Genomic DNA, 21,348 nt, shown 5'->3' with positions numbered 1-21,348 from the left:
AGCCGCATGCAACCAGCGCGGAGTTTGCAGCGGACTTGGCCTCGGCCCAGACGGCGCAACGCCAACAAGATACCGAGGTTGCTCGGCGCCTTGTCTCAGCGTCGAACGTTCCGATCCTGCTTCATGTTACCGCCTAAACAAGGCAGCTCAGGGAATTTATCACCAATTTTACGGTGGGCTGTCGTCCTCCAAAGTAGCATTTCCAACTGTTGCCTTTCTTTGTGCAGTTCCATCGCTGCAAATGGGAGCAGAGAGGTCGTATGAGCGGTAGGTTAATTGTGTTTTCAAATCATCTGTCGGGTCTGCACACTCCAGATAGAAGTGGACTGTCCGTAGTCTTCGATTTCCGATCCGTCCACCCGTCCGACGGCGCCACGTTGTGGCGCCTGGTGCAGGCCGCCGGCACGCTGGAGCTGAACTCCCCATACCTGTACCTGCTGATGGCTACCGACTTCGGCGGCACCTGCCTGCTGGCACAGCACCAAGGCCAGTCCGCAGGCGCCGTGATCGGCTACCGGCCACCGCGCGAGCCTGAGGCGGCCTTCGTGTGGCAGGTGGGCGTGCTGCCCGACTACTGCGGCCAGGGGCTGGGGCTGCAGATGCTCACGGCCTGGCGGCAGCTGCCGGCCAACCGGGATGCACGCTGGATCACGGCCACGGTCGCCCCCGACAACTGCGCCTCGCGCGCGTTGTTCGGCGCGCTGGCCCGCCAGTTAGGAGCGCCACTGGCCGTGCAACCCCACTTCACCCCCGACCAGTTTCCCATTGATCACCCGGCCGAACCCCTGCTGCGGATCGGGCCGATTCCCCGCGACGAATCTGCCCACGCGCGCTGAGCCTGCGCCAGCGCCGGGTCCGGCGCGTATTCGTTCGTCCCCATGTCCCAAGAAAGGAGAGGAGCTTTCATGAATATCTTCGAACAGCACGAGTCAGAGGTGCGCGGCTACTGCCGCAGTTTTCCGACGGTGTTCGCATCGGCCAAGGGCGCCTGGATGACCGACGCCAACGGCCGCCGCTACCTGGATTTCTTCAGCGGTGCCGGCGTGCTGAACTATGGGCACAACCCCGACTGCCTCAAGCAGGCCCTGCTGGCCTACCTGGTGCGCGACGGCATCACGCACACGCTGGACATGTACAGCGAGGCCAAGGCCGCCTTCATCGAGCGCTTCCAGCAGACCATCCTGGAGCCGCGCAAGCTGGCCTACAAGCTGCAGTTCCCCGGCCCCACCGGCACCAACGCGGTCGAAGCCGCGCTGAAGCTGGCGCGCAAGGTCACCGGACGCGAAACGGTGGTGAGCTTCACCAACGCCTTCCACGGCATGTCGCTGGGGGCGTTGTCGGTGACCGGCAACGGTTTCAAGCGCGCCGGCGCCGGCATTCCGTTGACCCATGCGGCTTTTATGCCGTTCGACGGCTACATGGGTTCGGACACAGATACGCTTGATTACCTCGAGTCTGTGCTGCAGGACAACGGCAGCGGCACCGAGTTGCCCGCAGCCGTGATCCTGGAAACCGTACAGGCCGAGGGCGGCGTGAACGTGGCCAGCGTCGACTGGCTGCGCCGGCTGCGCGAGATTACACAGCAGCACGGCATCGTGCTTATCGTCGACGATGTCCAGGTGGGCTGCGGGCGCACGGGGCATTTCTTCAGCTTCGAGGAAGCGGGCATCGTGCCGGACATCGTCACGCTGTCCAAGTCTCTGTCGGGCTACGGCTTGCCGCTGGCGCTGGTGTTGATCAGGCCCGACCTGGACCAGTGGGCGCCGGGCGAGCACAACGGCACCTTCCGGGGCCACTGCCCCGCCTTCGTCACCGCCACGGCCGCGCTGGGCTACTGGTGCGGCACCACGCTGCAGGAGGCCATCGGCCAGAAGAGCCTGCTGGTGCAGGAATCTCTCGAACACATGCTGAACAGGCACGGCATCGATGGCAGCGTGCGCGGCCGGGGCCTGATCCACGGCGTCGAGTTCACGGACGCGTCACTGGCATCCCGCATCTCGCAGGCCTGCTTCGAGCGCGGCCTGGTGATCGAAACCGCCGGCATCGACGACCAGGTGCTCAAGCTGCTGCCCAGCCTGACCATCAAGGAGGACGAGCTCGCACACGGGCTCGACACCATCGACCAGGGTCTGCGCTCGGCCCTGAGCCAGGCCTCCTGAACCGTTCTGCCCCATCCCACAAACAAGCCAGAAAGCAAGGATTTCCTCACATGATCGTCAAACACCTCGATGACATCCTGGGCACCGCCGCCGACGTCGACACCGAAGGCTGGACCAGCCGCCGCCTGATCTACAAGGACGCGGGCATGGGCTATTCGGTCAACGACACCATCATCAAGCCCGGCGCCGAGCTGGAGATGCAGTACCGCAACCACCTGGAGACCGTGTACTGCATCGAAGGCGAGGGTGAGATCACCGACCTGGCCACCGGCGTCACGCACCCGATCCGCGTGGGCACCCTCTACGCGCTCAACCGGCACGACCACCACATCCTGCGTGCCAACAAGGGCACGCACATGCGCATGGTGTGCGTGTTCAACCCGCCGCTGACCGGCCGCGAAGTGCACGACGAGACCGGCGCGTACGCGCTGAGCGACTGAAGGCCAGGAGGATACCCGGCCATGATGCACAGCGCCACCCACACCGCCCACGTCCGCGAGGACGACCGCTATCCCTCCCGCCATGCGCCCGAGGCGCGAATCAGCCCACGCCTGGACCCGGTGGTCCACGGCAAACCGGGCGATGGCCCGCTGACGCAGCAGCAACTGCTGTTCTACGAAGACAACGGCTACCTCGGCTTCGACGGGCTGCTGAGCGAGGCCGACATCACCGCCGCCCTGCTGGAGCTGCAAAGGCTGCGCCAGAACGAGGCCGTCAAGGACGCGGATGAGGCCGTGATCGAACCCGGCAGCCGCGAGCTGCGCTCGATCTTCGCGGTGCACCGCTCCAGCGAGGTGCTGCGCCGGCTGTGCCGGCACCCGAAGCTGGTGGCCATCGCGCGCCAGTTGCTGGGCGGCGAGGTCTACATCCACCAGTCGCGCGTCAACTACAAGGGCGGCTTCCGAGGTAAGGAGTTCTACTGGCACTCCGACTTCGAGACCTGGCACGTCGAGGACGGCGTCCCCGCCATGCGCATGGTCAGTTGCTCGGTCAGCCTGACGGCCAACACCCCGCACAACGGACCGCTGATGCTCATCCCCGGTTCGCACCAGCGCTTCGTCTCGTGCGTCGGCGCGACGCCCGACAACCACTACAAGGCGTCGCTGCGCCGCCAGGAAGTGGGGGTGCCCGACGACGAGAGCCTGACCCGCCTGGTCAACGACTTCGGCATCACCGCGCCTACGGGGCTGGCCGGCGCCGTGACCTTCTTCGAGTGCAACGTCATGCACGGCTCGAACTCGAACATCACGCCGCTGCCGCGCAGCAACATCTTCGTGGTCTACAACAGCGTGCACAACACCCCGGTGGCCCCCTTCTGCGGCCTGGCCCCGCGCCCCAACTTCATCGCGGAACGCCAGGATTTCACGCCCCTGTCGTCCGGCGCTTCCCACTGATACCACCACCATCACCGTAGAGGAGGACAACCCCATGAAGACCGCTTTGCACGCTGGCGCCTCGACAGCTCAGCAGGGCGCCCAAGAGCGTCGGCGGCTGCAGCTTGCGGGCGCGGGTGAAGGTTTTGGGGGTGATGGGGGCTGCGAGCTGTTTTGGCAAAGGCTGGGTTGTTCAGATGAGCGGAGAAATCGGTCAGGATGGACTGTGCAAGATCACATTGATTGCACCGATATTCAAAGTGAAATTGAATCCTTGTGCGGCGCGCTCAACGGGGACATAGGGGAACTGAATTGGGCGCCTGTTCGCTACATCCACAGGACGCTGAGCCGCGAGGAACTTGCTGGACTCTATCAAGCAGCGCAGGTTGCGCTCGTAACCCCGCTTAGAGACGGCGTGAGTTTGGTGGCAAAAGAGTTTGTCGCGGCACAGAACCCCGATGCCCCCGGGGTTCTGGTTCTCTCGAAGTTTACGGGGGATGCCGAACAAATGCCGGCTGCCCTGGCTGTCAACCCCTACGACAAGGAGTCCATGGCCTATGTCATGCACCGCGCTCTCACCATGCCTCTTGCTGAGCGACAAGAGCGGCACCGAGCGTTGATGGAAACAATTAGTCGGTATGACGCACACTGGCTGTGCGACCGGTTCCTGCGAGCATTGAGTCGGCCTGACACAGCCCAGCAGCCGAAGATAAAGAATCTTCTAAGCAAGGTTTTGCGGCACCGCGAAACGGATTCTGGTCGATTCTGATGAGCGGGGCAGCTGCGTTTTTCTGGACTCTTGCTGGGGTGCACGTGCTCCTTGCCATGCGAATCCAAGTGAGGGCTGCGGTGCTTCGATCACAAAACGGGCTCAGGCACGCCAATAGCCAGCGCAAGGATAGTTGGCTATCGACGGCCATTATGCTCGCTGCGATTCTATTTGACGAGACATCTTTGGCAGGATGGGCCTACCTCAAAGTCAAGGAATTCATGGTTTCCTCATTTGGCAACATGCCGAACGTGACGGGCGTCATCTATCTGTTGGGCACCATCACCATGGCTTGGCTCGTCAAGCGCGCGATACAGCGGTTAAACCTACCGCCCGCCCAGTGGTAAGAATGCCGATCAGCACTCAACGATATGCGACTCACCCAGCTCTTTTGTCATGACGATGAGCGTCAATCCGGGGATGTAGTTGCACAGATGATGCATGACTCGATAGCCCCTCGCCAAGTAAATCCGAGCCGTCTTCCTCGATAGCGTTTCAATCTGAGATTCGACGCAACCTCCATCCCTTGCCGCGGATTCGACCGCTTGAAGCAAATTAGAACCGATGCCCTGGCTACGAAATCGGCTGTCTACCCACAAATACTCGACATACAAGCGATCCTTCTCGATGCGGCCACACACTCCGCCCACGAGCATATCGTCAATGCGAGCGCTGAGTCCAATGGCTCTCGGCATACCAACGCCTACCGGCGCGCGATCATGAAGAAGGACTTCATTCACGATGTGCTGCCGCTCATCGACCGACAACGATTCCGAATACTCTATACGCATAAATTCCTGCGCGGCACACGAATGACTGGGTGGCTCTGTTGCCAACTCAACGCATTCAGATCCGCTCCTTACCGACGAATCTGAGTCCCACACCCGCCTCTGTCACGATGTAAGTAGGTGCCGATGCGTCGTCCCCCAGCTTGTTGCGCAACTTCCCTACAAGAATCCGCAGGTAGTGAGCATCTTCCTCGTGGGTCGGGCCCCACACCTCTTTCAAAAGCTGAGGCTGTGGCACCAGGCGGCCGGCTTGCTCGACCAAGAGGGCCAGCAACGCGAACTCCTTCCGGGTGAGGGGAACGACCTGGCCCTGGAGCTTTACCTCGCGCTGGGAAAGGTCGATGTGCAGATTCCCGTCATCGTAGATGGGTCCTGTCTCGCTACGCAGTCCACTCACTCTGAGAAACGCGCGAATGCGTGCCATGAATTCCTCGATCCCGAAGGGCTTGGTCACATAGTCATTGGCACCCGCGTCGAGCAACGCGACTTTCCCCTCCTCGTCCGAGCGAACGGTCAGGACGATGACCGGGACCCGTGACCATCGACGCAGCTCTTTCAGAACATCCTCGCCGTCGCGATCTGGAAGTCCGAGATCCAGCACGACGATGTCAGCCCCTTTCCCCGCGAGCATGCTCAAGCCTTCCTGGCCCGTCGCAGCCAACAACGTGAGATAGCCTTGCGATCGCAGACTGATGTCGATGAACTTGCGAATATGCGGCTCGTCGTCAATCACAAGAACGCGCGGCGCGGGCGCGGAATCGATAGCTGCGCTCATGGTCTCATTCCTCGCTCGGCTGCTCGCCCATGGGCAACGTCAGCCGAATCAATGTGCCTCGTCCCTGCGGACCGGGCAACGCTTCTACTTTTCCCATATGGGCACCCACAATGCCCTGCACAATCGTCAGGCCAAGGCCCGTCCCCTGTTTTCCGCGATCACCGCGCTCCATGCTGTAGAACATGTCGAAGATCCTGCGTCGCTCGTCCTCCGGGATGCCAGGCCCGCTGTCCGAAATGTCGATCAGGACTGCATTGCCATCAGCGGGTCTGGCCTGAACGCGGATCGGTTCGCCCGGTGGGGAAAACTTGGCTGCGTTCTCCATGACATTAAAGATGGCCTGTTCGATTAATGCAGGATGAACGTGGATGAGGCCGATCTTGGGATCGATGTCGCTTTCGACCTTTACTGTCGGCTCATAACGCTGCAGGCGCCGCGAGGCAGAACCGATCAACTCATCCACACCAATCCAATCACGCGACAAGGTGAGGCCTTGCTGGCCGAGGCGAGTCATGTCCAGCAGATTCTGAATGTAGCGATCCAGTCGCTCACCCTCGACACTGATCGTTTCCAGCAGACTTTGACGATCTTCTGAACTCATATCCTTGCCATAGCGGGACAGGCTCTCGGCCGCACCGATCATGGAAGAGAGTGGTGAGCGCAAGTCGTGGGACACAGACGACAGCAAGGCCGAGCGCAACCGCTCCGTCTCGCCCGTGACTCGGGCCACCTCAAGTTCGGAAACCAGCCGGGCGCGCAGCGCTGCCTGACCGATGTCCTCCGTCATGCTTTCAGCCAGACGCCGCTGCTCGAATGAGAGCCGCCCCATCGCCGAAGGAAATCGCAATCCCACGACGCCGATCGTGTCCTGATCGGAGCGAATCGGCAAGAACCACCAAGCGGAATTGGTCAGCGTGTCTGTATAGCGGCCACTGGCCTGACCATGTTGCTGAGACCAGTCGGCGGCGACCATATCTTTCTCTGACAGTTCGCCCTGGACTGCGGCTGGGCCAGATTCACCATTGATGCGCAGCCATGCCTGGGCGTTCAAACTGGACTGGAGTACGGAGAAGCTGGCGGAAATGACCTGTCCAAGATCGGCCGCTTTGGACAATTGCCGAGCCAGGTTCTGCATGGCCGTGGCATGGGTGTTAGCCACACGCAATGAAACGACCTGCATTCTCAATTGCGAAGCAAGCCGTCCAGCAATCAATGCTGCAGCCATGAACAGAAGGACAGTCGCCACACCTCGCTGAGCGCTGATGACAAACGTAAAGCGTGGTTCGATGAAGAAAAAGTCATAAGCGGCAAAGCACAGCATCGATGTGATGACGGCCGTGACCATACGGGTCCTGGCTGCCACCAACAAGACGGCCACCAGGAAGACTGTGGACAGATCCTCAAGTCCGACGAAGCGTTCCGCAATGAACGCTGCAGCAATAGCCCCCAGGGTGGCGAGCATGATCAGCGTAGGTTCGCCCTTGGCCAGACGCTCACCCGTCAAGCTATGGAAACCCCGCGCCTTTTGTCTCGCTTGCGGCGTGCTGACAATGGTTAATTCGTAACGGGCTCCTCTTTGCAGCAGTTGCTGGGTCAGCGTTCGATTGAACATCCTGGCGATCGGACGCTCGCGCGTGCGACCGATCACGATGGAGCGGGCCCTTCGCGCAGCAGCGGCATCCAGCAGTGCTTGCGTGATGTCCGTGTTGTGCAGCAACTCTGTTTCACCACCCAGGCTGCGAGCTAGAGCGAAGGCTTTGTCAAGTTCCATCTGACGTTGTTGCTCGGCTCGAGCCATTGAATTGAGCTGCGATGCTGCGCGGTCGAGATCTTCGGCATGAAGAGCCGCGTCAGCGGAGTTCCCTGTATCGACGGCCACCACCGACCAGGGCGCCCCGCGGCGTTCGGCGATCCGCGCGCCGGCGCGCACCAGGTACTCGGATTGGCCTTTGCCATCGATGGCAATGAGTACATGGCGCTGAATGGCGATATCGGCCAGTCCGCGAGCCGTGCGCTTCTCACGCAAATCGATGTCCACGTGATCAGCGACAGTCTGCATCGCCAACTCGCGGAGCGCCGTAAGGTTGGAGGGGGAGAAGAATGCCTGAAGAGCCTGAGCCGCTTGTTCCGGCAGATAGACCTTGCCCTGATTGAGGCGTTCGATTAGTTCCTGCGCAGGCAGGTCAACCAGTCGAATGTCTCGCAATCGCTCGAACACCGCATCAGGGACGGTTTCGCTCACGCGAATTCCGGTTATCTGATGCACCACGTCATTCAAGCTCTCCAGATGCTGGATGTTGACCGTGGTATACACGTCAATGCCTGCATCCAGAAGTTCCTCGACGTCCTGCCAGCGGCGTTCATGGCGACTGCCGGGCGCATTGCGATGCGCCAGCTCGTCTACGAGGGCTATGGCGGGCTTGCGCGCCAAGAGGCCATCGAGGTCCATTTCTTCGAGCGTGCGTCCCTGATACTCAACCTTCTTTCTTGCAAGCTGGGGCAAACCATCCGCCATCGCCTGAGTCTCACCGCGGCCATGTGTTTCAACGATCCCGATGAGCACATCGACCCCCTGGCGATGCAAGTCTCGCGCACGGGCCAGCATGGCGTAGGTCTTCCCTACGCCGGGGGCAGCGCCCAGGAAGACGGTCAGTCTGCCCGCAGCCTGGCGCCGTAGTTCCCCAACGAGAGCGTCAGCCTTTTCTGTATTCTCAGCCCCCATGGTTACCTTTTAAGATCACTGTGCATTTAGAACGGTAAGTCGGAAATTGACAGTCTGCAAGCAAGGCAGCGATTTATGGCTGATGCAATGCAAGGGCGGCCAAAGCAGTCGCGGGCATCGGCTGAAATAGCAGGATCACTTCCCGCCTGTGACCCCGTCCCAGTAACAGCGCGAGATCCAAGGCGCGAACGCCGCTGATGACAATCCGCATGGGTTGCCGAAATCCAGCACAGAACATGAGGACCACCGCCCGGCCCATGGCGTTAGCGGGAAAAAGTGATTGGAACAAGCGCCCGCCAGGCCTAGCGCTCGTCGTGACGGCAATGCGACCGGCCTCGCAGGCGATGCCCACGCACATCACTGATGATCCCTCGTACCCTGAGGCATCAACAGTATGGCTTCTTTGCTGCGCTCCTCTCAATTCGGCCAGTTCGCAATGACTTCCATGACTTGACCCGGTTCCTCGCATTTGTGCAGCGCCATTCTGAACGCCTTCTCCGAAAAAAGTGAAGCGACAAGAGCAAGCACGTCCAAATGTTCCTGCGTCGCTGGCGCAGGGACCATCAGGGCCACGATGTCCGAAACCGGCTCACCGTCTGGACTGTCGAACGCGAGCGCCGGAACCACCCTGAGGTAGAGCAGACGAATCCGCTCCAACTCATTCACACGGGCATGCGGAATCGCTACGCCACAACCAAGTGCCGTTGATCCAGCCGATTCACGGCGAAGGAGCGACGATTCAACCGACTCTGCCGATACTCCATGGGCGGTTTGCATGTGCTGCCCGATGACTTGGAAGACTTCGCGCTTGCTCGCGGCTTTGCGCTCCAGCAGGATGTCGATTTCATCCAGGTGCTTGCTCAACGTGCTCATACGCCTCCCGTCCTTATCGTTGGGGAACCGCCGATTCGGACTGCGCACCCGAGGGTGTCGCAGAGGCAGCCTGATGCGTATCCAGGGCGAGATTGAGCTTCAGCACGTTGACTCGCCTCTGTCCCAGCACGCCGAACTGCTTGTCCTCTGTGTACTGTGCAACGAGCCCTTCAACAGTGCCTGGTTGCAACCCGCGTGCCTGCGCAACACGCGCGATCTGGACGGCAGCCGCTTCCGGACTGATATGTGGATCGATCCCCCCGCCAGACTGCGTGACCAGATCGCCAGGAACAGCGTTCGGATCAATGTGTTCCCGCTCAGCCACGGCGGCTCGTGCTTCCTCGACACGCTGGCGCATCTCCGGATTGGTTCGCGCTTGGTTGCTGCCGGCTACCGCCATTGGATCGTAGTTGGCTGCGGATGGACGCGGTTGGAAGTACTGCTTGCCAGCGAACGGCTGAGCGACCAGTTCCGAGCCGAGGATCTTGCCTCCTTGCTCGATCAGACTGCCGTTGGCAGTTTCGGGGAAAAGCGCCTGACCAAGGCCAACTCCGGCCAGCGGATAAAGCAGGCCGAGGGCGACCAGCGCGAAGGCCGCAAGGCCCAGGGAGCCGCGAAGCAGGCCCTTGTCCGAGACCGCCGGCGAATGAATGATGGTGGTTGTACGTTGAGTCGACATGATCAACTCCTCAGAAAGAGAACAAGGTTGAAATCAAGACGTCGATGACCTTGATCGCGATGAAGGGCAGCAAGACACCGCCAACACCGTAGATCAGCATGTTGCTGCGCAGCAACTGGGTCGATGTGGAGGGCTTGAATCGCACACCACGCAGCGCCAAAGGGATCAGCAGCGGGATGATGATGGCGTTGAAGATCAATGCCGACAGCACCGCGCTGGTCGGGCTGCTCAGATTCATGACGTTGAGCGCTGCCATCTGCGGGATGGAGGCAGCGAACAGAGCCGGCAGGATGGCAAAGTACTTGGAAACGTCGTTGGCCAACGAGAAGGTGGTCAGCGCGCCGCGTGTGATGAGCTGCTGCTTGCCGATTTCGACCACCGCCAGCAGCTTGGCCGGGTCGCTGTCCAGATCGACCATGTTGCCGGCTTCCTTGGCCGCCTGGGTGCCGGAGTTCATGGCCAGCCCCACGTCGGCCTGGGCCAGCGCCGGCGCGTCATTGGTGCCGTCGCCGACCATCGCCACAAGACGGCCGCCGGACTGCTCGGCGCGGATGCGCGCAAGTTTGTCTTCCGGCTTTGCCTCCGCGATGTAGTCGTCCACGCCTGCGTCAGCAGCGATGCTGGCCGCCGTCAGCTTGTTGTCGCCAGTGATCATGACGGTCTTGATGCCCATGGCGCGCAAGCGGGCAAAGCGTTCCTTGATTCCGTGCTTGACGACGTCCGACAGTTCGATGACACCCAGTACATGCCGGCCATCGCTGACCACCAGCGGCGTGGCGCCCTTGCGAGCGACACTGGTGACGCGAGCCTCCAGCTCTGCGGGCACGTGACCATCGAGAAGCTTGACGTGCTTGACAATCGCGTCCATCGCCCCTTTTCGGATCACGCGGTCGCCGGGAAGATCGACACCAGACATCCGCGTCTGTGCGGTGAACTGCACGAAATGCGCTCCATCGGGGTCGGCCAGCTTCTCGCCCATCTCCCGTGCGAGTTTGACGATGGACTTGCCTTCAGGCGTCGGATCGGCCAAAGAGGCCAGTAGCGCGGCCTGGCGCAGTTGCGCCACATCCACGGCGGCCATCGGATGAAAGGCCGTGGCCTGGCGATCGCCGTAGGTGATCGTGCCAGTCTTGTCCAGAAGCAACACGTCCACATCACCCGCCACCTCCACGGCCTTGCCGGACTTGGCCAGGACATTGGCTTGCAGGGCGCGGTTCATGCCGGCGATGCCGATGGCCGGCAGCAAACCGCCGATGGTGGTCGGGATCAGGCACACCAGCAGGGCGACCAGCAGCACCACATTCACCTCGACGCCGACGAACCCACCGATAAATGGCAGGGTCACGACGACGATCAGGAAGGTCAACGTCATCACACCCAGAAGCAAGCCAAGGGCGACTTCATTGGGAGTTTTCTGCCGGTTCGAGCCTTCTACGAGAGCGATCATGCGATCAAGGAAGCTGTTGCCCGGCTCGGCTGTGACGCGAACGACGATTCGATCGGACAGCACCTTGGTGCCGCCGATCACGCCCGAGCGGTCGGTGCCGGCCTCGCGCAGCACGGGCGCGGACTCGCCGGTGACGGCGGCCTCGTTGATGGTAGCCAGGCCTTCAACAATCTCGCCATCGGCCGGCACCAGTTGCCCTTCCTCGATCACGACGAGGTCGCCGGGCCGCAGTTCCGCGGCGGGCACGGTCTTTTCGCCTCCAGCCTTGTCGAGCCGCCGCGCCATCAGGTCCTTGCGAGCACGGCGCAGCGAGGCGGCTTGGCCCCGCCCCCGTGACTCGGCCACCGCCTCGGCGAAATTGCCGAACAGCACGGTGATCAGCAGGATCACGGTCACCGCCCAGCCAAAGCCAGGCTGCGCCCAGCCGGCCAGCGTGGCCACCGCAGTCACAAGGGTGCCCAGCCAGACCACGGCCATGACCGGGTTCTTGATGATGTGCTGCGGCGCCAGTTTGATGAAGGCGTTGATCAGTGCGGGGACGAACCCGCGCTCTTCCAGTCGCGGCGTGCGGACTGGGTTTTCTTGAGAGGTTGTATTGCTCATGATGTTTTCCTCAACGCGCAACCAGGGTCAGGTGATCGGCCACAGGCCCCAGCACCAGCACAGGCATGAACTGAAGCAGCGTCAGGATGACAATGACGGCGATCAGCGTGAGCGCAAATGTGGGGGTTTCGATCTGCAGGCTGCCCGCGCTCTCCGGGGCCTGGCGCTTGCGTGCGAGCATGGCGGCGATCATCAGGGGAATGATGAGCGCTGGATAGCGGCCTGCGGCCAGCACGAAGCTGCACGTCACGTTCCACCACACGGTGGCGTCCCCCAATCCCTCGAAGCCAGAACCGTTGTTGGCAAAGGCCGAGGTGTACTCATAAAACACCTGGCTGATGGCGTGGAACCCAGGGTTCGAGTTTCCTGCCAGGCTCGGCACCGACAACGTGATGGCGGTCAGTCCTAGCAGGACCAGCGGCTGCAGCAGCACGAGAACCGCAAGCAGCTTGACCTCCGGCGCTTCGATTTTGCGGCCGAACAGTTCGGGTGTCCGTCCGGTCATCAGCCCCGCCAGGAACACGCCAAGCAGCAGATACGTCAGGAACTGTTGCAGTCCACTGCCGATGCCGCCCCAGATGGCATTGATCAGCATGTCACTGATCGTGACCAAGCCAGTCAGCGGTGCCAGCGAATCGTGCATGGCGTTGACCGAGCCGTTGGAGGTCTGCGTCGTCAGCGCGGCCCACAGTGCAGATGGCTCGGCCCCGAGACGCACTTCCTTGCCCTCCATCAGTGCGATGTCCGACGAGGTCGAGGAATGCCCTTCGGACCAGATGGCAAAACCTGCGGAAGCCACGGACATCAGCAGCATCGTGCCGAATACCATGCCTGCGAATTTTCGCCGTCCAGTGAACGGGCCAATCATGAAAGCGACCGCCACGGGCACGAGAATCAGTGCCAGCGTTTCCAGCAGGTTGGACAGCGGCGTCGGGTTTTCCAGTGGCACCGAGCTGTTGGGGCCATACCAGCCGCCACCATTGGTGCCGAGTTGCTTGATCGCCACCATCGGCGAAACCGGGCCGAGCGGGATCTTCTGCTCTTTCATCTCGACCGTCGCGTCGACGGGCGCGACCACCGGGCCGCCCGCCAGCGTGGCCGGGACGCCTTGGCTGGTCAGCAGCACCGACCACACCAGGCACAGCGGCACCATGAAACGCAGCGTGGGGCGGATCACGTCGGCCCAGTAGTTGCCGACGTCCACGGGTGCCTGCTCATGGCTTTCGGCCTTGCGCGCCTGCGCATTGCGTCCGCCGAACAGCCCACGCAGCGTCGCGGCAGTGAGCGCCAGCCCCATCATCGGCGTGATGATCTGCAGCGTCACGATGCCCGTCATGTGCGCGAGATAGGAGAGTTGCGCTTGCCCCGAGTAGTGCTGCTGGTTGGTGTTGGTCAGGAACGAGACCATGGTGTGTAGCGCCAGGTCCCAGCTCATGTTGGGCGCGCCATTCGGGTTGAGCGGCAACCAGGCTTGGGTCATCAGAATCAGCCAGACAATGACGGCCAGCATCAGGTTGCTCAGCACGAAGGCGCTCGCATAGCCGCGCCAACTCATGCCGCGCTGGGGATTGGTGCCGATGAGCGCATACAACGGCCGTTCCAACCAAAGGAAAAGCCCGTCGCCACGCATCGGCTCGCCGCGCATCACTGCGGCCAGGTAGCGGCCAAGCGGCCAGCCCAGGGCAATCGCGAGGGCGAATACGAGAAGAAACTCAGTCATGGTCGGGCTCCATCGCTTGGTTCAATGAAACTTGCATTCATCAGGCGCTCCGTCAAAAAGACGCCTGGATGGCAAACTCGGCGCGCGAGCCAGCCATGCCGGGGAACAGTTGCTTGGTCGCCGAGTCGGTGCCATGCAACGTCAGACGAGCCTCGAAGGGGGCCTTGAACGCCCATACGACGCCGATGGAGCCGTGGGTGTAGCTCTTCGCGTAAGCGCTGTCGAGGAAGTAGCGCGCCAGGGTTCCCTCGACCCGCCATGTGTCGTTGATCGGGTAGCGGGCGCCCACGAGTGCATAGGTGCCGGTGGTCTTGCTTGCCATGGCGTTCGTGGAGTGCCCGACCGCGACCCAGTAGTTGTCGCGCCACGTCACGGCGGCATTGACCTCGTTCCAGTTGAGGTTCACATCGGAGCCCGGGTACTGGTAGCGCAGGTAGTAGACGTCGAGCGCCCAGTCCTCAGCGACTTTGCCGCTCCAGCCCAGCGCGATGTCGAACTCACTCGACGCGCCGTTGTCGGGCTTGAACTTGACGTTCGAGCCCCACACTGAGGCATAGAGACCGGAGTCGTGGGCGTACTTGAACGACCCTTGAATGGCGGGCTTCTCCCGGGTCTGGGAAGACCCTCGCCACACGTAGTCGGAAGTCAAGGCCACGCTGCCAGTGACTTGTGCGGTTGCTACAGACGGCAGCGTAGCAACCATGACACCGCCGCATACCGCAGCGACGCCCGCCAGGGATTTGAAGATTTGAGCGCGCATGTTCTTTTTCGCAATCGAATGGCGAAATTGCCATGCAGCAGTATTCGCCTAAGTCCTTGGTCGCGTCATAACTTCTGCGTAAATTTGATGAGGGGTGCCGCTTGCGAAGCCCCTGCGGCGGGGAGTCAGTGTTACGGGAACGCCTCGCGGCACCGCCTACAGGGCGAGACTTTATGCCGAATTTACGACGCTCTTGACCGCCGCGGCGTATGGTTTAGGTGACTACCAAGGACCATCGGACGCCACCAGTGCCTCAATTTCTCCAGGACATTACCTTTGTATTCGTCGTCGTCGTCGGGTTCATCGCGTTCTTCCGCTTGGCCAACCGCATCGAGAAATGGCGTGCGAACCGTTCAACGACCAAGCACTTGGAATCTCATCGTGTTGAATGAGTTTCTGCACTTCATGCTGGCTATTCTCGCCATTGTGGTTCCGCTGCTTCTTGCATGGGTGCTCATTGAGTACCCCACGCGCCGCAGGCGAAGTTCGAGTTCTTCACAACGCAGATGACAAAAACCCGCATTAGGCTGGCCGACCACCAGGATATCGAGCAGCTCATAGAGCTTGAAGAACAATCGTTCGCTTTTGATCGAATATCGCGAAGAAGCTGGCGCGCCCTATCAGAGAGTGCCTCGGCCATTGTACTGGTGGCAGAGGCAGGCGCCATGGTCGTAGGTAGTGCGGTAATTCTCATGCGCAAGCGATCTCAGATTGCTCGCCTTTATTCGATTGCCGTCAAGAGCGGCTGCCAACGCTCCGGAATCGGCCACCTTCTCACAAATGAAGTTTCCCGCGCAGCAACTGCGCACGGCTGCACCGAAGTGCGCCTGGAGAGTCGCATTGACAATGTGCGCGCGCACGCGCTATTTCGCGCACTAGGCTACACGCCATTTGGTGCTCCAATCCCCGATTACTACGCCGATGGCGCGAGTGCTATCCGTTTTCGCAAACAACTGCGCCCCGGTATTTCCTCGCGAGTTGTCCCCGAGAAAGCGGATAACTCAAAAATCCGTTCTCTCGACTCAAATCAAGCGCCGCCTGGCTAGGCCGCGCAGTTCGAGCACCACAACTGTCGCCGGCCATGAACGATGGCCGGAGCGACGATCATTTGCAGTGAGGGCTTTCAATGAATTCAGATCATCTCATCATCGTCGAGAAACCAAACGATTTTCGCTGGAGCGACCCAGGCATGGAGGTCGTCACGGCAGAAAATTTCCTTGCGGATGGCCCCCGAATACGAAGCCGGCCACGAAAGATCATTAATTTGTGTCGAAGCTACAGCTACCTGAGTGTCGGGTACTACTGCTCGCTACTCGCGGAAGCTCGCGGAGATCGGGTGACTCCGAGTGTCGAAACCATCCTGGATCTCGGGCGCCGCAAGCAGCAGGCAAGCATGCTACCGATGCTGAACTCCCTTGTCGGCCCGCTAAAAGAAGTTCCTCGATCAGTACGAAGCCTCACTCTGCACGTATTCTTCGGAGAAATCGAGGACCCACAGCTTGCCAATCTTGCCCGTAAGAGCTTCGAAATGTTTCAGTGCCCGCTGTTAGAGATTGAAGTGGAGCGCGCAGCCAAGTCGGAAGTGTGGGAGGTCGCGGCCTTACAGCCACTTAAGCCTGCGGATATCAGCGCAGAACAGGATGGCGTCTTTTTGCGAGGCCTTGCCAAGTTCACCCGAAGGACCTGGAATCCGGTCCCGCGACCCCGCACTTATCGCATGGCGGTCGCCATACTGCATGACCCGAAAGACCCCCTGCCTCCATCGAACCTGAAAACATTGAGCAAAGTTGTCGATATTGGAGAAGATCTGGATATTTCTGTCGAATTGATCGAAAAGAAAGATTATTCTCGCTTAACGCAATTCGATGCCTTGTTCATCCGGGAAACGACTGCAGTATCGGAACACACGTTTCAGTTTGCCCGCAAGGCAGAAATGGCCAACATGCCTGTGATTGACGATCCAACGTCGATCTTGCGGTGCACCAACAAGGCATATCTTGCAGAGCTTCTGAAAGGCCACGACGTGCCGACACCTCAGACGTTCTTGTTAAGCAAGCACAGCCTTAACACAGCAGCCAGATTGCTGCCTTATCCGGTGGTACTAAAGGTGCCTGATGGCGCCTTTAGTCTCAGCGTTAAAAAGGCTGAGGACGCGACTCAATTGGTGGAAATCGCGCGTGAAATGCTCAAAGAATCCGATGTCATTCTGGCACAGGAGTTCATGTATACGCCCTTCGACTGGCGTATCGGTGTTTTGGATGGCAAGCCACTATTCGCAGCGCGCTACCACATGTGCAAAGACCATTGGCAAATCATCAAGCACGCCGCCAATGGCAAGTTCCAGGAGGGACGTGTCGAATCTGTCCCGTTGTCGGACGTTCCGTTATCGATACTGGACTTGGCAAGTAGATCGGCAAATCTGATCGGCGATGGACTCTACGGTATTGACATCAAATCCACTGGAGAGCAGTCGTTTGTCATTGAGGTCAACGACAATCCAAACATCGATGTCGGAATGGAAGATGCCCACGAGGGCGATGCAGTTTATCGAAAAATCCTGCTCCACCTTCTTTCCCGGTTTGAGCAGCGGCACAGCACTGCCACAACTCTAAAGCCTTCCGATATTGATGCGGGTGCCGCATCCAAGCGTTTTGGCGACGGTGACTCTGCTCCGACAAAGAGCGTCGAATTACGTCCCAATGATGCGGCACTCACTCAAAATAGAGTGGTCAAAAATGGGACGGTCGGCCTCATCTCCCATACCATCTGAAACTTATACCCACCGCCCCTTGAGTAAACATCGATTCAACTCTTCTCTGGCAGTTTGGTTGGCGAGTTTCCTAGGGAAGGTCTGCACAACACGTGCTGCGACGAGTGCTGATGCACGGGATTGGCTCGCCTGTTGTTCGAGCAAGGTCATAAGGCCGGGTTGGCCACTGTGTACCGGGTGCTGACGCAGTTGCAGCACGCCGGATTGCTCAAGCAGGCGCACTTCGAGTCGGGCAAGGCCGTCTACGAACTGGACGACGGGATGCACCACGACCATCTGGTCTGTACCACCTGTGGTCGCGTACAGGAATTCCATGATGACGCGATCGAGCAGCGACAACGGTTGATCGCCGTGGAGCACGGCTTTGGACCGGCCAGAGTTCCGTAGACACTCAGTCGCCGCTCTGCGCGTAGCGCCTCTCAAACTCTACCGGTGACAGTCCGCCAGCGGAACCATGTCGGCGGATGGGGTTGTAGAACATCTCGATGTAGTCGAACACGTCCGATGCAGCAGTGGCCCGTGTCGGATAGATCCTTCGCTTGGTCCGCTCCTTCTTCAATACGCTGAAGAAGCTCTCGGCCACTGCGTTGTCATGGCAGTTCCCGCGACGACTCATGCTCGGCACCATCCGGTGTGCCTTCAGGAACGACTGCCAATCGCTGCTTGTGAACTGGCAGCCCTGGTCGGAGTGGACCATCACCCCAGGCCCAGGCTTGCGGCGCCACGCCGCTGCCACCAACGCCCGCAACACCAGGTCACTGGTCATCGTCGGCGCCGTGGCCCAGCCGACGATCTGGCGCGAGTACAAATCCATCACCGCTGCCAGGAACAGCCAGCCCTCGTAAGTGCGGATGTAGGTGATGTCCGTGACCCAGACCTTGTTCGGAGCGGGCGGCGCGAAGTCCCGGTTGAGCACATTGGTTACCAAGCCCACGGGGCCACCGCGATGGCGCGGCTTGCGGCCATACCCGACCTGCGCACGCAGGCCCTCGGCCTTCATCAAACGCAGGACACGGTGCCGGCTGCAGTGCTCGCCGGCCTCGCGCAGATCCAGGGTGATCTTGCGATAGCCATACACGGTCCCGCTGGCCAGCCAGTGATGCTTGATCAGTCCTAGCAGGCGCTGGTCCTCGCGCTCGCGAGCGCTGGCGCCATGGTGCAGCCAGGCGTAGTAGCCGCTGCGTTGCACACCCAACACCCGGCACATCGCTACCAGACGGAACTCCCGGTCGTGCGCGTGCATGAACGCGTACTTCGCCCTTACCCCTTGGCAAAGTACGCGGCGGCTTTTTTTAGGATGTCGCGCTCCTCGGTCACCCGCCGCAGCTCGGCCTTGAGCCGGCGAATCTCAGCCGAATCGCTCAGCACGGCGATAGTGCCCGGTGCACGCACCGTCTTCTTGGCCGCCTGCACCCAGCCGTACAGTGTGTGCTTGGGAATCCCGATCCGGGAGGCTACGTCCACGACTGTAAAGCCGCGCTCGATTACCTGCTTCACCGCCTCTGCGCGGAACTCATCCGTGTACTGCTTGCTGTTGCCCATAAACACCTCGGTCATTGCCATCAATTATGGCGTCCGAGTGTCTACGAAAGGCTGGCCGGTCCACACCACCCAGTTTTCCTGCTTCAAACTTGCCATAGCGCCTGGCGTACCGTCATCGCATTTATCGGCACTGCTCGCGTTGCAACGTGCCGAAGAGCCGGAAGTCATCATCGCGTTCTTTGAGATCACAGGCGACGAGTTGGCGGCAGGACTCCGCGAAGGCCGCTACGACGCAGGGCTATCTCTCCAAGAGTCGAATGATCCGTCCCTGAAGGGGCGGCCTCTGTGGAGCGAGAGCCTGGCCGTCGCGATGCCATTGAAACGCCCTTTCTTGGACAAGGGGAAGGTCACGATTGCCGAACTGCTAAGCCAACCTGTGTTTCGCTGGGAGGCAGAGAACTGCCCCTTACTGGATCAGCGGCTGTCGTCCTTTATGCCTGCGGACGAGCAGCATACTCAGCAGGTGACATCTTTCGAGATGATGGCGCTATGGGTCGCGGCCGGTTATGGCGTCGGGGTATCCGCGCAATCACGCATAGAGCGGGCCCATGGATGGGGAATTTGCATGCGACCACTTGCCGACGGCCCCTACGAGATCGTGACGCACCTGCAGCAGCCCGCCGAACAAGCCAACCCTGTTTCAGAGCGGTTCGAGCGTAGAGCCCTGAAGGTCGCCAAGGATGGTGCAGTCTAACTGCGCCGCTATTGGGCGTGGAGGTGGCAACGTTACCTTCATCTAGACTCTGTTTGAGCAGGTCCTGGCTGTCCGCCGTAGTCCTTCATCATTCGACTGCGCAACCCCATATAACTTCTCCCATGGCACTGTCCCGCCGAGTAGCAGGCATCACTCGCGCTCGATAACCCGGAGCAGTGCAGTTCTACGCTTCGACATGGGACCAAAGGCCTTCGTGACATCTTCAACGCTTTTCCCTGCCTGCAATGCGTCGAGAATGTCGGCCCAGTCCTGCATGATCACCTTGCGCGACTCCACGAACTTCGTGTGGTCGTAGGGGGCACGCGAGGAGTCTTTGTTTTTCTTGGAGTGCGCAAGTTGGAGATCAACCCGCTTTTCGGGATATCCCAGCAACCCTAGGATCGTCGTGGCGGTCGAACGGAACCCGTGGGACGAAAACCGCCCGGCATAGCCCATGCGCTTGAGTGCTTGGTTGAGCGTCGTTGCCGACATCACCTGTCCGGGCTTCCTGTAGCTCGGGAACAAGACCTTTCCACCGCCAGTTAGAGCATGAAGCTCCCTTAGCCCAGCCACTGCCTGCCGCGACAGGGGAACCAGATGGGGGCGCCGCATCTTCATGCGCTCGGCAGGAATCGACCACATGGCATTGTCCAAATCGAACTCTTCCCATGATGCCTTGCGCAGTTCGACCGTGCGCACATAGGTCAAGGCCATCAACATGAGGGCGAGCACCGTCGTTCGATACCCCCCTTCGTTGTCCACTCGATTCAGAAAGTCCGGGATCTCAGCCCACGTCAGCGGAGGGTTGTGGCGGACTTGAGGGCGCTTGACCAGCCCCTTGAGCAAGGCGGCAGGATCAAATTCGCAGAGACCTTGGGCGGCCGCATAGCTGAAGATCTGTCCACTCCACTGGCGGATGAGGATCGCCACAGTCTTCGCATCACGAGCAGCCACATCCTTGATGATGGGACGCAGATGCGGAGCCCTAATGGTGCTGATCGGCAGCTTGCCGATCCGGGGAAAAACGTCCTTCTCAAGGTAGCGGGTGACCTGGTTGGTGTAGTACTCGCTCCAGTGGGCATTGCTGACGATCCACTCCCGAGCAACGGTCTCGAACGTGCGCTCGTATGTGTCGGCCTGGAGCGCGATCGCCGCCTTTTTCTCCACGATCGGATCAAGACCCTTCTTGACCAACGCCTTTGCCCGGTCACGTTCAGCACGAGCCGCCTCCAACGTGATCTTCGGGTACACCCCGATCGAGTACACCTGCTCGGCGCCGCCCAGCCGGTAGCGATACCACCAAAGTTTGGAGCCATTGGGTTGAACGCGCAAAAAGAGGCTGCCTCCGTCCCGGAGTTGGTACACCTTGGGCTTGGGCTGCGCCGTTTCCACTTTGCGTGCGGAGAGAAGATTGAGTGCTGTGAGTGCCATGTGTATAACGCCTCCAAATCGACCCGTTACACACTCCATTACACACAATGGGACTGGATTTGTCCAGATTTTGGAAGCGCTTGGTAGACAGTAAGCCCTTTAAAAACAATGGTTTAGATGTACTCAATGGATGACGATGGAGGTCAGTGGACCTCAATCATAGTTATCGATCATTAGCAGCATGCCGCTCTCCCCGTGGAATCGAACAGGCCGGTGGCCGGGAACACGTCGGCGATCGCGCCG

General features: G+C 60.4%; 19 protein-coding genes and 1 pseudogene. 10 read left to right on the top strand and 10 right to left on the bottom strand.

Going from position 1 to position 21,348, the window contains the following annotated elements; genetic code table 11:
* The first annotated feature begins 278 nt into the window (after positions 1–278).
* The 6 genes from ectA to ABD104_RS16470 all read left to right on the top strand — a co-directional run bounded on the left by ectA (position 279) and on the right by ABD104_RS16470 (position 4,648).
* A complete protein-coding gene (gene ectA / locus ABD104_RS16495; RefSeq protein ID WP_343927858.1) occupies positions 279–836 on the top strand; it encodes a diaminobutyrate acetyltransferase in 558 nt (185 codons plus the stop codon).
* 69 nt (positions 837–905) lie between these two features.
* Positions 906–2,159: a diaminobutyrate--2-oxoglutarate transaminase gene (gene ectB / locus ABD104_RS16490; protein WP_324529158.1), complete on the top strand. Its 1,254-nt coding sequence runs from the start codon at positions 906–908 to the stop codon at positions 2,157–2,159.
* 50 nt (positions 2,160–2,209) lie between these two features.
* A complete protein-coding gene (locus ABD104_RS16485; RefSeq protein WP_324529160.1) occupies positions 2,210–2,599 on the top strand; it encodes an ectoine synthase in 390 nt (129 codons plus the stop codon).
* 21 nt (positions 2,600–2,620) lie between these two features.
* On the top strand, positions 2,621–3,553 hold the full coding sequence (gene thpD, locus ABD104_RS16480; RefSeq protein ID WP_324529161.1) for an ectoine hydroxylase: 933 nt from the start codon (positions 2,621–2,623) through the stop codon (positions 3,551–3,553).
* A 34-nt stretch (positions 3,554–3,587) separates the two neighbouring features.
* Entirely contained in the window at positions 3,588–4,301 is a 714-nt protein-coding gene (locus ABD104_RS16475; protein WP_343927857.1) for a trehalose-6-phosphate synthase, read from the top strand.
* Positions 4,301–4,648, top strand: a complete 348-nt coding sequence (locus ABD104_RS16470; RefSeq protein ID WP_343927856.1) for a hypothetical protein — start codon at positions 4,301–4,303, stop codon at positions 4,646–4,648. The genes ABD104_RS16475 and ABD104_RS16470 overlap by 1 nt, the downstream gene beginning before the upstream one ends.
* Positions 4,649–4,657: 9 nt before the next feature.
* On the opposite strand, the gene ABD104_RS16465 is transcribed toward ABD104_RS16470, so the two are convergent.
* The 8 genes from ABD104_RS16465 to ABD104_RS16430 all read right to left on the bottom strand — a co-directional run bounded on the left by ABD104_RS16465 (position 4,658) and on the right by ABD104_RS16430 (position 14,668).
* Positions 4,658–5,092, bottom strand: coding sequence for a GNAT family N-acetyltransferase (locus ABD104_RS16465; protein WP_343927855.1), 435 nt, complete (start codon positions 5,090–5,092; stop codon positions 4,658–4,660).
* Positions 5,093–5,147: 55 nt separating this feature from the next.
* Entirely contained in the window at positions 5,148–5,864 is a 717-nt protein-coding gene (locus ABD104_RS16460; protein WP_343927854.1) for a response regulator, read from the bottom strand.
* A gap of 4 nt (positions 5,865–5,868) precedes the next feature.
* A complete protein-coding gene (locus tag ABD104_RS16455; protein WP_343927853.1) occupies positions 5,869–8,586 on the bottom strand; it encodes an ATP-binding protein in 2,718 nt (905 codons plus the stop codon).
* Between the two features lie 417 nt (positions 8,587–9,003).
* Positions 9,004–9,459, bottom strand: a complete 456-nt coding sequence (locus tag ABD104_RS16450) for a PTS sugar transporter subunit IIA (protein ID WP_343927852.1) — start codon at positions 9,457–9,459, stop codon at positions 9,004–9,006.
* 13 nt (positions 9,460–9,472) lie between these two features.
* A complete protein-coding gene (gene kdpC / locus ABD104_RS16445; RefSeq protein ID WP_343927851.1) occupies positions 9,473–10,138 on the bottom strand; it encodes a potassium-transporting ATPase subunit KdpC in 666 nt (221 codons plus the stop codon).
* 10 nt (positions 10,139–10,148) lie between these two features.
* A complete protein-coding gene (gene kdpB / locus ABD104_RS16440) occupies positions 10,149–12,188 on the bottom strand; it encodes a potassium-transporting ATPase subunit KdpB (protein WP_343927850.1) in 2,040 nt (679 codons plus the stop codon).
* Between the two features lie 10 nt (positions 12,189–12,198).
* Positions 12,199–13,908 (bottom strand): potassium-transporting ATPase subunit KdpA, encoded by a 1,710-nt coding sequence (gene kdpA / locus ABD104_RS16435; protein ID WP_343927849.1) that lies wholly within the window; start codon positions 13,906–13,908, stop codon positions 12,199–12,201.
* 52 nt (positions 13,909–13,960) lie between these two features.
* Complete coding sequence (locus tag ABD104_RS16430) at positions 13,961–14,668, bottom strand: TorF family putative porin (protein WP_343927848.1); 708 nt, start codon at positions 14,666–14,668, stop codon at positions 13,961–13,963.
* 506 nt (positions 14,669–15,174) lie between these two features.
* Between ABD104_RS16430 and ABD104_RS16425 the strand changes: the two genes are divergently transcribed.
* The 3 genes and pseudogenes from ABD104_RS16425 to ABD104_RS16415 form a co-directional block, all read left to right on the top strand.
* Positions 15,175–15,714: a GNAT family N-acetyltransferase gene (locus ABD104_RS16425; protein ID WP_343927847.1), complete on the top strand. Its 540-nt coding sequence runs from the start codon at positions 15,175–15,177 to the stop codon at positions 15,712–15,714.
* An 80-nt stretch (positions 15,715–15,794) separates the two neighbouring features.
* A complete protein-coding gene (locus ABD104_RS16420; protein ID WP_343927846.1) occupies positions 15,795–17,438 on the top strand; it encodes a RimK family protein in 1,644 nt (547 codons plus the stop codon).
* Between the two features lie 126 nt (positions 17,439–17,564).
* Positions 17,565–17,825 (top strand): annotated as a pseudogene (locus ABD104_RS16415) (transcriptional repressor); the annotation flags it as partial.
* A gap of 4 nt (positions 17,826–17,829) precedes the next feature.
* Here ABD104_RS16415 and ABD104_RS16410 read toward each other — a convergent pair.
* A protein-coding gene (locus ABD104_RS16410; RefSeq protein WP_225546713.1) for an IS3 family transposase occupies positions 17,830–18,980 on the bottom strand; the annotation gives its coding sequence in 2 pieces (ribosomal slippage) (positions 17,830–18,734 and positions 18,734–18,980; 1,152 coding nt in all).
* Here ABD104_RS16410 and ABD104_RS16405 point away from each other — a divergent pair.
* Positions 18,967–19,674 (top strand): LysR family substrate-binding domain-containing protein, encoded by a 708-nt coding sequence (locus ABD104_RS16405; RefSeq protein WP_425543338.1) that lies wholly within the window; start codon positions 18,967–18,969, stop codon positions 19,672–19,674. The genes ABD104_RS16410 and ABD104_RS16405 overlap by 14 nt on opposite strands.
* A gap of 150 nt (positions 19,675–19,824) precedes the next feature.
* Here the strand turns inward: ABD104_RS16405 and ABD104_RS16400 are convergent, their stop codons facing one another.
* Positions 19,825–21,105: a tyrosine-type recombinase/integrase gene (locus ABD104_RS16400; RefSeq protein WP_343927845.1), complete on the bottom strand. Its 1,281-nt coding sequence runs from the start codon at positions 21,103–21,105 to the stop codon at positions 19,825–19,827.
* Between the last annotated feature and the right edge of the window lie 243 nt (positions 21,106–21,348).

Source organism: Pigmentiphaga daeguensis (assembly GCF_039523035.1).
GTDB lineage: Bacteria > Pseudomonadota > Gammaproteobacteria > Burkholderiales > Burkholderiaceae_B > Pigmentiphaga > Pigmentiphaga daeguensis.
The sequence above is the reverse complement of the archived record's forward strand: the minus strand, read 5'-3'. Positions and strand labels throughout refer to the sequence as shown.

Bases quoted from the DNA above. Each gene is read 5' to 3' on its own strand.
- ABD104_RS16485 (WP_324529160.1), top strand. From the start codon at position 2,210: ATGATCGTCAAACACCTCGATGACATCCTGGGCACCGCCGCCGACGTC.
- ABD104_RS16455 (WP_343927853.1), bottom strand. From the start codon at position 8,586: ATGGGGGCTGAGAATACAGAAAAGGCTGACGCTCTCGTTGGGGAACTA.
- ABD104_RS16460 (WP_343927854.1), bottom strand. From the start codon at position 5,864: ATGAGCGCAGCTATCGATTCCGCGCCCGCGCCGCGCGTTCTTGTGATT.
- ABD104_RS16400 (WP_343927845.1), bottom strand. From the start codon at position 21,105: ATGGCACTCACAGCACTCAATCTTCTCTCCGCACGCAAAGTGGAAACG.
- ABD104_RS16475 (WP_343927857.1), top strand. From the start codon at position 3,588: ATGAAGACCGCTTTGCACGCTGGCGCCTCGACAGCTCAGCAGGGCGCC.
- kdpC (WP_343927851.1), bottom strand. From the start codon at position 10,138: ATGTCGACTCAACGTACAACCACCATCATTCATTCGCCGGCGGTCTCG.
- ABD104_RS16420 (WP_343927846.1), top strand. From the start codon at position 15,795: ATGAATTCAGATCATCTCATCATCGTCGAGAAACCAAACGATTTTCGC.
- ABD104_RS16430 (WP_343927848.1), bottom strand. From the start codon at position 14,668: ATGCGCGCTCAAATCTTCAAATCCCTGGCGGGCGTCGCTGCGGTATGC.
- thpD (WP_324529161.1), top strand. From the start codon at position 2,621: ATGATGCACAGCGCCACCCACACCGCCCACGTCCGCGAGGACGACCGC.
- ABD104_RS16470 (WP_343927856.1), top strand. From the start codon at position 4,301: ATGAGCGGGGCAGCTGCGTTTTTCTGGACTCTTGCTGGGGTGCACGTG.
- kdpB (WP_343927850.1), bottom strand. From the start codon at position 12,188: ATGAGCAATACAACCTCTCAAGAAAACCCAGTCCGCACGCCGCGACTG.
- ectB (WP_324529158.1), top strand. From the start codon at position 906: ATGAATATCTTCGAACAGCACGAGTCAGAGGTGCGCGGCTACTGCCGC.
- ABD104_RS16450 (WP_343927852.1), bottom strand. From the start codon at position 9,459: ATGAGCACGTTGAGCAAGCACCTGGATGAAATCGACATCCTGCTGGAG.
- ABD104_RS16425 (WP_343927847.1), top strand. From the start codon at position 15,175: ATGACAAAAACCCGCATTAGGCTGGCCGACCACCAGGATATCGAGCAG.
- kdpA (WP_343927849.1), bottom strand. From the start codon at position 13,908: ATGACTGAGTTTCTTCTCGTATTCGCCCTCGCGATTGCCCTGGGCTGG.
- ABD104_RS16465 (WP_343927855.1), bottom strand. From the start codon at position 5,092: ATGCGTATAGAGTATTCGGAATCGTTGTCGGTCGATGAGCGGCAGCAC.